We start from the raw sequence: 6,409 nt of genomic DNA on the forward strand, positions 1-6,409 counted from the left end.
GAAAAGAGGTATGTTAATGAGGAGCATACTGCATGGATTTCAGCCAACCCGTGTCGTGTTGGTGAAATGGTAACGCTGGATGAGTCATCAACAATGGAGCATACAATTGTTAAAAAAGCCAAGGAAGGAGATCTGGCATTTGGATATCTTCTGGCTAAAGTTCAGGTTCGCTCATCAGGATATACATTAGTTACTGTGGCCGTATTGGGTGATGTCTTCAGATTGAAACTGAAAAGGCCAGCTCCAAAAGAAATTCTTCCAAATACTAGAATATACATTGACAAGGACGGCGAGTGCAATCCGGTTGAAGGACATGACTTGAGGTTATTATCAATAGTTAATCTGACGGAAAATGAGGATGTGGAATACATCAGGGTCTATCGCCAGATGTCGGAAATCGAAATGTATCCTGAATCCCAGAACTGCATAGATCTTGCCGACTGCAGTTTTGAACAGGATGAAATAACTCACGTCGTCAACATGATCGTACCAACGGAATCCAATATCATGGCACAGGCCAATTATGTCAAGGATAATGATGGCGTTACCTATTGCGAGCTTCCGGACGTAGCCATTGTCAATAATGTCAGATTTGTATGGGAGGACAACAAGCTGTACATGGAATGGGAAGGCTGCAGTGAAGATGAAAAAGTATATTTTATATAAAAGAAATAATAAAATATATAATAAATTATATAATAAAAAATATAATATTATAGTGAGGTTTAAGATGACAATAAGGAAACTGGTGGGAACACTTGAAAACAAAGGACCATACATAGACCAGTCAACAGGCCACTGGTTTTACTGGAACGGCACCAAATACGTTGACTCCGGTTATCCTTATGCCGTCAAACCCATTATATCATTTAAAATCGAAGATGGTATTCTATATTATTCAATTACTTGGGAGGCACAATGAAATACATCAAATACTTTGAAACTTTAGAAGAGTACGAATCCTGGATAAACATTGAAGAGAATGCTGAAGAAGTATACAGAAGCGAAGAAAAGATTTGCGTTGATGGCATAATCCTAAGCCATACAAACAAACCTTACACAGAAAAGGAGGACAAAGAATGATTTACGAATGGTTGGAAAAAAACAGAAAGGACATTGACATACTGACTTCATTTCTGGTCACAGCTATTCCGGTCGTCATGTTATACTCTGAAAGTTTAGGCATTACAGAAAATACAGTTCCCTACTGTATCCTTATGATAGTGTTAGGCATAGCCAGCCATTATGCAAGTAGGATAAGAGGTCAAGGAGATGTTGAGAGCGCTAAAAAGAAAGCTAAAAGGGTTTTGGGTTATCCTGAAGAATGATGAGCTTTTTTGGAGGATATTGTTATCATGAACAAATTAATTAAAAAGATTGTCATATGCAACTTTACCAAAACAATTTCAAGTGCCGTTTTAACGGCTGTAGCTATCAACATCATAATGACTAATGCAACAAAGTATGCTTTAATGGAAGGTCTAATACCATTTGCTTTAGCCATTGTTATTGTGGCCATAATTGATTTGTATGAGTATAGATGTGAGCGTGAAGACATGATTAATTTGGATGACTTGGAGTCAAGAATCAAAAAACTGGAGGAAAGTGAATGAAGATACTGATTGCAGTTCCAACCTTTGAGACCATCAAACCCGAATGCTTCAAAAGCATTTATGGACTTAAAAGACCTGAAGGTTATGACCTCTATTTTGATTATGTGGCAGGCTATGATTGCGCTAAAGCCAGAAATCAAATAGCTAAAAACGCAATGGCCGGAGAATATGATTACGTACTGATGGTAGATTCAGACATTCAGCTTCCAAAAGAAACTTTAATCAGATTGCTGGAATGTGAGTCAGATATTGCTCTTGGATGGTATTATCGCAAGAGAACAAAAACAGATCAAACTATCATCTACACTTTCGGAAAAGACTTCAACGATGACAACTGCATCAAAGGCAAAACAATGATCCATGAAGTCCCAAGGCCAATTGAAGTCAAAGGCGGAGGACTTGGAGTTGCATTAATCAATGTTAATGTCTTTAGCAAACTTCAATATCCATATTTCAAGTTTGTCACCTATCCAAATGATACAGTATTGTCTGAGGATTTATATTTCTGCAATCTGGCCAGTGAAAGTGGTTTTAACATTAAATGCAATCCGACTGTAAAAGGAAATCATATATTTGACGTGATGATATGAGTGATACAATTGTTTTATTGGAAGAAAGAAAAGAGATTACTACCTTCTTATTGGATGATGGAGTTAAAACATTGGTAGATAATGTAATAACTGCATCAGGTAGTAGTCTTGGATATGAATATTCCAATAAGTGTATGGTTGATGATATTCTTTGTATTTCAGACAAATCTGCAATAGGACGTGAAAGCCTAAAGAAATACACCGGTGATGCAACAGAAGTTCCTGTAGGGGTCCTTGTCAATGAACCGGTTGTAATGACAAATGGGGAGAGAAAGGGAAGTGTACTTCTCTTAGGAGGACTTTACCGTTTGAAACTGGCTTCAGGAATCGTTAATGTTAAAGCAGGAGATAGGATTAAATTATCTCCAAACGGAGCCATTGTCGATAATGCAGGGGAGTTTCTGGCATTTCATCCTGTTGCAAATTCAGATGAATACAATTATGTCAATTGTTTCCAAGTAAGTCTTGGAGGTAAAGGAGAGAAAGGAGACACCGGAGATACAGGTGCTGCTACTGTTATCTTAGGGTCTTACGATACTTTCGAAGAACTTATAGCAGCACATCCAACTGCCAATGAGGGTGATGCATTCCTGGTGGATGGCGAACTCTTCGTTTGGCACAATGATTAAAAAATAAATTTATAGAGGTGTTTATATATGGCATGGACAAGCGTAGGTACTATTAAAGGACCAAAAGGAGATACCGGTGATAAAGGTGACACCGGAGACACAGGTAAAGCTTTTGAATACACAGACTTCACACCAGAACAGTTAGCAGGACTCACTGGTGAAAAAGGAGATAAAGGTGACAAAGGTGATACCGGAGACGTAGGTGCAACTGGAGCAACAGGAGCAACTGGTGAAAAAGGAGATACTGGTGCTACCGGCGCAACAGGTGAAAAAGGTGATACTGGTGACAAAGGAGCTACTGGAGATACCGGAGCAACCGGCGCTACAGGGGACACCGGAGATCCATTCAGCATTTACAAAACATATGCATCCGTTGCAGCTATGGAGGCCGATGCAAGTAATGTTCCTGAAGGAATGTTTGTAGCTATACAATCAGATGTTGAAGATCCGGACAACGCAAAGTTATACTTGAAAGGAGCAAGTGAATTCACTTTCGTAACTGACATGTCCGGTGCAACAGGTCTTAAAGGAGATACCGGTGCCAAAGGTGATACCGGTGCAACCGGAGCTACAGGCGCTACTGGGGACAAAGGAGAAACCGGAGATACCGGTGCAACAGGTGCAACTGGTGAAAAAGGTGACACAGGACAAACCGGTGATACCGGAGCCAAAGGAGATACTGGTAACACTGGAGAAAAAGGTGATACTGGAGCCAAAGGAGACACAGGAGATACCGGTGCTAAAGGTGATACAGGGGATACTGGTGAAATGGGTCCTCAAGGATACAGCACCATCATCAAAGGAAGTTATGCCAGTTATGCTGATTTGATTGCAGCACATCCGACTGGTACAACCGGTGATGCATATCTTGTTGGCGGAGAACTTTATGTTTTCCAATAAGAAACTAATTCCATAAATTCCCTAAAGGAAGTGCCGGCCGTAAATGTTGGCACTTCCTTTTTTTATAAAAAAAGGTGATAAATGATGTCATGGGTAAATGTAGGAAATATTAAAGGAGATACAGGTTCAGACGGGGACAATGTAAGAATAATAAAAGATTCAGCACATGGCTTTATCTATTTCGGTTCAGGTGAAGATGAAGTATTCCTATATCTCAGCGAAATAAAAGGACCGAAAGGTGATACTGGAGCTACCGGTGCAACAGGCCCTGCAGGTCCGGTCAATCTTGTCTCAGCTTTGGATACAACAGACTCTACAAATGCAGTAACTAACAATGCAATAGCTACCGCCATACAAAACATCAGCAATCAAATAGGAACAATAACATCCGCACAAAATGCTAATTTAACATTACTTGGGAGCTGATTAACCATGAGTTTTATAGCTCCCGACCTTTCAGAAATATTAGAAAACGAACAGGAATTAAATGCAAGATTGACTAATCTGAGAGGATTGCTTAGAAATGAACTGGATGATTTAAGCACTAGCTATTCAGGCAATGATTCAATTACCAGGTTAATTAGTTTAATCAATAGTCCCCCAGCATGGGTAATCGAGAGAAGTACAACATTCACTAACAATAAATTAGGCGAATGCGTTAAAGTTACGGGCTCTGATTATCTTGGATGGAATACTGCATATCCTACACCATATTCAGATACTGACAATTGGTATCTTCAATCATTATCAAAAACATCAAGCGGACCGTCAACTTCATGGGGCAAATTTAATACTGGAACCGTTAATCCAACTGATGATTTTGATTTGGTGGTCTATGGAAGAAGCATGCAAAACTACAACAATGGAGGATTTTCTGGAGTAGGATTCAGTTATGGCCTTCCAACTGCAGGTTCCGGCATGACGGGATTTTACATTGGAATTACACTGGACTCGGGAACATATCATCCAGCATATGCAATATTCAATAACAGTACAAGTCCAACAATAACAAAAATGGATTATGGGACTTATGATTCTGCAAATCAGAAATTCATATTAAAACTGCTGCATAATGGTGATCATTTGGAATTATACTGGTTTAAGGATAAGAAATTCCTATGGAATGATTGGTTTGATTTATCTGATCTGCCTCAAGGATATGATAGTGCTGATCTTAAATTCGGTTTTGTCAGCTATGGAAACAACCTTGGAAGACTTTCATATATTCCAAGATTATACCTGGCATCACCATGCAGATTAAATATACTATAAAGGAGGATTTGTTAATGTCAATTGCAAGTGAGGTAATAAGTACAAATACAAAACTAACAAATATACGGAATGCATTAAGGGAATTGTTAACACATCACGGTATAGTCTATTATAATGATGATGATGTTTTCACATTGGCAAGACGGGTTTGGTTTCTGATTCATCCAACAAGCGGGACTCCTGGCGGAGCGTATAATGATTTTGCTTCAGTAGGCCAACCTGTTTACGTTAAAGTTTATAAGGATTCAGATGATGATGAGGAATTGCCAGACGGTAGTGTTGCGGATTTCTTCATCAGCGTCAACGGTGGAAGTGAAATTCATTTAACCTCATTATTTGATAATGGGCAAGCCAGCTGCTCATACATTCCAGAAAACGCCGGAGATACATTATCAATCAAAGCATTAGTTAATGATTTTATAGGAATTGATTTGGAATTGGAAGTACTGGCTTTTAGATATGAAGACGAGTATGATGTAAGTTCTGAGTCATATACCCTTGTTAAATATCCATCTTCAGCTAACATCACCATTACTGAAGTTGATGAATTCAACAGCGACTATGATTATGCCAACGGTGTTGAAGTTTCAAAAACATATGGATCTTCACAGGCAGCATATATGATACCAACCAGTTTGCTTGATGGGATTGACTTAACGGATACTGGAATTCACTTTTCAGCTATTGTAAGTCCAATGTATTCCTCATCAAGCGGATGGGCAAGCGGAATCTGTCTTTTGAATTCGAAAAATCTATCTCATTATCGTGACAATAAGATTCTCGAACTTGGAGCATATCCTGGCAAAAAGGGTCTGAAATATTCCGGAACAAATCATACAATAAATGAGATAAATACAAGTAGCGGACAATTAACATTGAATGGTGCTTTTAAATTTGAATTATGGTACGATGGTTCCTATGTTAAGGCAACTATCTCACATTATTGGAATGATACTGTTTATTATAGTTATGAAAGCTCTTCACTTCCAGATGCGATAGCCAATATGCAAACGGTCTTTCCTGCATTCATGATTTACGATTACGGCGGAAAAATAAGATTTAGAGAATGTTTAATTGAACCATGGAGCAGGGATTAAAATGGCTGATACAGAATGGATAGAGATAGGCCGTGTAGTTGGTGATACTGGCCCTAAAGGTGATACCGGAGACATTGGTATCGGAACAGTAATAAAAGGACATTACACTACTTATGATGAGTTCATTCAACTTCACCCTTCAGGCAGTTTAGGTGATGCCTATATTGTCAACGGCAGCTATTATTATTGGGATGGAACCGGCTGGGCAAATGCAGGTTCAATCAAGGGAGATAAAGGTGATACTGGTGATAAAGGTGTTAAAGGAGATACTGGTGCGAAAGGCAGTAAAGGAGACAAAGGCGAGACTG

The 6,409-nt window shown here is 39.0% G+C and carries 12 protein-coding genes; all 12 read left to right on the top strand.

Annotated elements, in window-relative coordinates; genetic code table 11:
- On the top strand, window positions 1-666 hold a 666-nt coding region (locus tag ACJROP_RS00180), incomplete at its 5' end, for a hypothetical protein (protein WP_406533503.1).
- A gap of 64 nt (window positions 667-730) precedes the next feature.
- Window positions 731-922 carry a hypothetical protein gene (locus ACJROP_RS00185; RefSeq protein WP_292742734.1) on the top strand — a complete coding sequence of 64 codons (192 nt, stop codon included), beginning with the start codon at window positions 731-733 and terminating at the stop codon, window positions 920-922.
- Window positions 919-1,083 carry a hypothetical protein gene (locus ACJROP_RS00190; RefSeq protein ID WP_406533504.1) on the top strand — a complete coding sequence of 55 codons (165 nt, stop codon included), beginning with the start codon at window positions 919-921 and terminating at the stop codon, window positions 1,081-1,083. Before ACJROP_RS00185 ends, ACJROP_RS00190 begins: the two co-directional genes overlap by 4 nt.
- Window positions 1,080-1,328 (top strand): hypothetical protein, encoded by a 249-nt coding sequence (locus ACJROP_RS00195; protein ID WP_292887550.1) that lies wholly within the window; start codon window positions 1,080-1,082, stop codon window positions 1,326-1,328. Before ACJROP_RS00190 ends, ACJROP_RS00195 begins: the two co-directional genes overlap by 4 nt.
- Before the next feature lie 27 nt (window positions 1,329-1,355).
- Window positions 1,356-1,613 (top strand): hypothetical protein, encoded by a 258-nt coding sequence (locus tag ACJROP_RS00200; RefSeq protein WP_406533505.1) that lies wholly within the window; start codon window positions 1,356-1,358, stop codon window positions 1,611-1,613.
- Window positions 1,610-2,203 (top strand): hypothetical protein, encoded by a 594-nt coding sequence (locus tag ACJROP_RS00205; RefSeq protein ID WP_406533506.1) that lies wholly within the window; start codon window positions 1,610-1,612, stop codon window positions 2,201-2,203. Before ACJROP_RS00200 ends, ACJROP_RS00205 begins: the two co-directional genes overlap by 4 nt.
- The gene (locus ACJROP_RS00210) at window positions 2,200-2,832 is read left to right on the top strand and encodes a hypothetical protein (RefSeq protein ID WP_406533507.1); all 633 of its coding nucleotides are present in this window, start codon (window positions 2,200-2,202) and stop codon (window positions 2,830-2,832) included. The genes ACJROP_RS00205 and ACJROP_RS00210 overlap by 4 nt, the downstream gene beginning before the upstream one ends.
- Before the next feature lie 27 nt (window positions 2,833-2,859).
- A complete protein-coding gene (locus ACJROP_RS00215) occupies window positions 2,860-3,732 on the top strand; it encodes a hypothetical protein (RefSeq protein WP_406533508.1) in 873 nt (290 codons plus the stop codon).
- Between the two features lie 84 nt (window positions 3,733-3,816).
- Window positions 3,817-4,158 carry a hypothetical protein gene (locus ACJROP_RS00220; protein ID WP_406533509.1) on the top strand — a complete coding sequence of 114 codons (342 nt, stop codon included), beginning with the start codon at window positions 3,817-3,819 and terminating at the stop codon, window positions 4,156-4,158.
- Between the two features lie 6 nt (window positions 4,159-4,164).
- Entirely contained in the window at window positions 4,165-5,004 is an 840-nt protein-coding gene (locus ACJROP_RS00225; RefSeq protein WP_406533510.1) for a hypothetical protein, read from the top strand.
- Window positions 5,005-5,018: 14 nt separating this feature from the next.
- Complete coding sequence (locus ACJROP_RS00230) at window positions 5,019-6,101, top strand: hypothetical protein (protein WP_406533511.1); 1,083 nt, start codon at window positions 5,019-5,021, stop codon at window positions 6,099-6,101.
- Between the two features lies 1 nt (window position 6,102).
- The coding region (locus tag ACJROP_RS00235) for a hypothetical protein (protein WP_406533512.1) at window positions 6,103-6,409 on the top strand (307 nt) is incomplete at its 3' end.

Source organism: Methanobrevibacter sp., assembly GCF_045220775.1.
Classification (GTDB): Archaea; Methanobacteriota; Methanobacteria; order Methanobacteriales; family Methanobacteriaceae; genus Methanocatella.

What these genes read in the sequence shown, in the direction of transcription:
- ACJROP_RS00185 (WP_292742734.1), top strand. Translation starts at nt 731, where the DNA reads ATGACAATAAGGAAACTGGTGGGAACACTTGAAAACAAAGGACCATAC.
- ACJROP_RS00215 (WP_406533508.1), top strand. Translation starts at nt 2,860, where the DNA reads ATGGCATGGACAAGCGTAGGTACTATTAAAGGACCAAAAGGAGATACC.
- ACJROP_RS00225 (WP_406533510.1), top strand. Translation starts at nt 4,165, where the DNA reads ATGAGTTTTATAGCTCCCGACCTTTCAGAAATATTAGAAAACGAACAG.
- ACJROP_RS00195 (WP_292887550.1), top strand. Translation starts at nt 1,080, where the DNA reads ATGATTTACGAATGGTTGGAAAAAAACAGAAAGGACATTGACATACTG.
- ACJROP_RS00205 (WP_406533506.1), top strand. Translation starts at nt 1,610, where the DNA reads ATGAAGATACTGATTGCAGTTCCAACCTTTGAGACCATCAAACCCGAA.
- ACJROP_RS00190 (WP_406533504.1), top strand. Translation starts at nt 919, where the DNA reads ATGAAATACATCAAATACTTTGAAACTTTAGAAGAGTACGAATCCTGG.
- ACJROP_RS00210 (WP_406533507.1), top strand. Translation starts at nt 2,200, where the DNA reads ATGAGTGATACAATTGTTTTATTGGAAGAAAGAAAAGAGATTACTACC.
- ACJROP_RS00220 (WP_406533509.1), top strand. Translation starts at nt 3,817, where the DNA reads ATGTCATGGGTAAATGTAGGAAATATTAAAGGAGATACAGGTTCAGAC.
- ACJROP_RS00230 (WP_406533511.1), top strand. Translation starts at nt 5,019, where the DNA reads ATGTCAATTGCAAGTGAGGTAATAAGTACAAATACAAAACTAACAAAT.
- ACJROP_RS00200 (WP_406533505.1), top strand. Translation starts at nt 1,356, where the DNA reads ATGAACAAATTAATTAAAAAGATTGTCATATGCAACTTTACCAAAACA.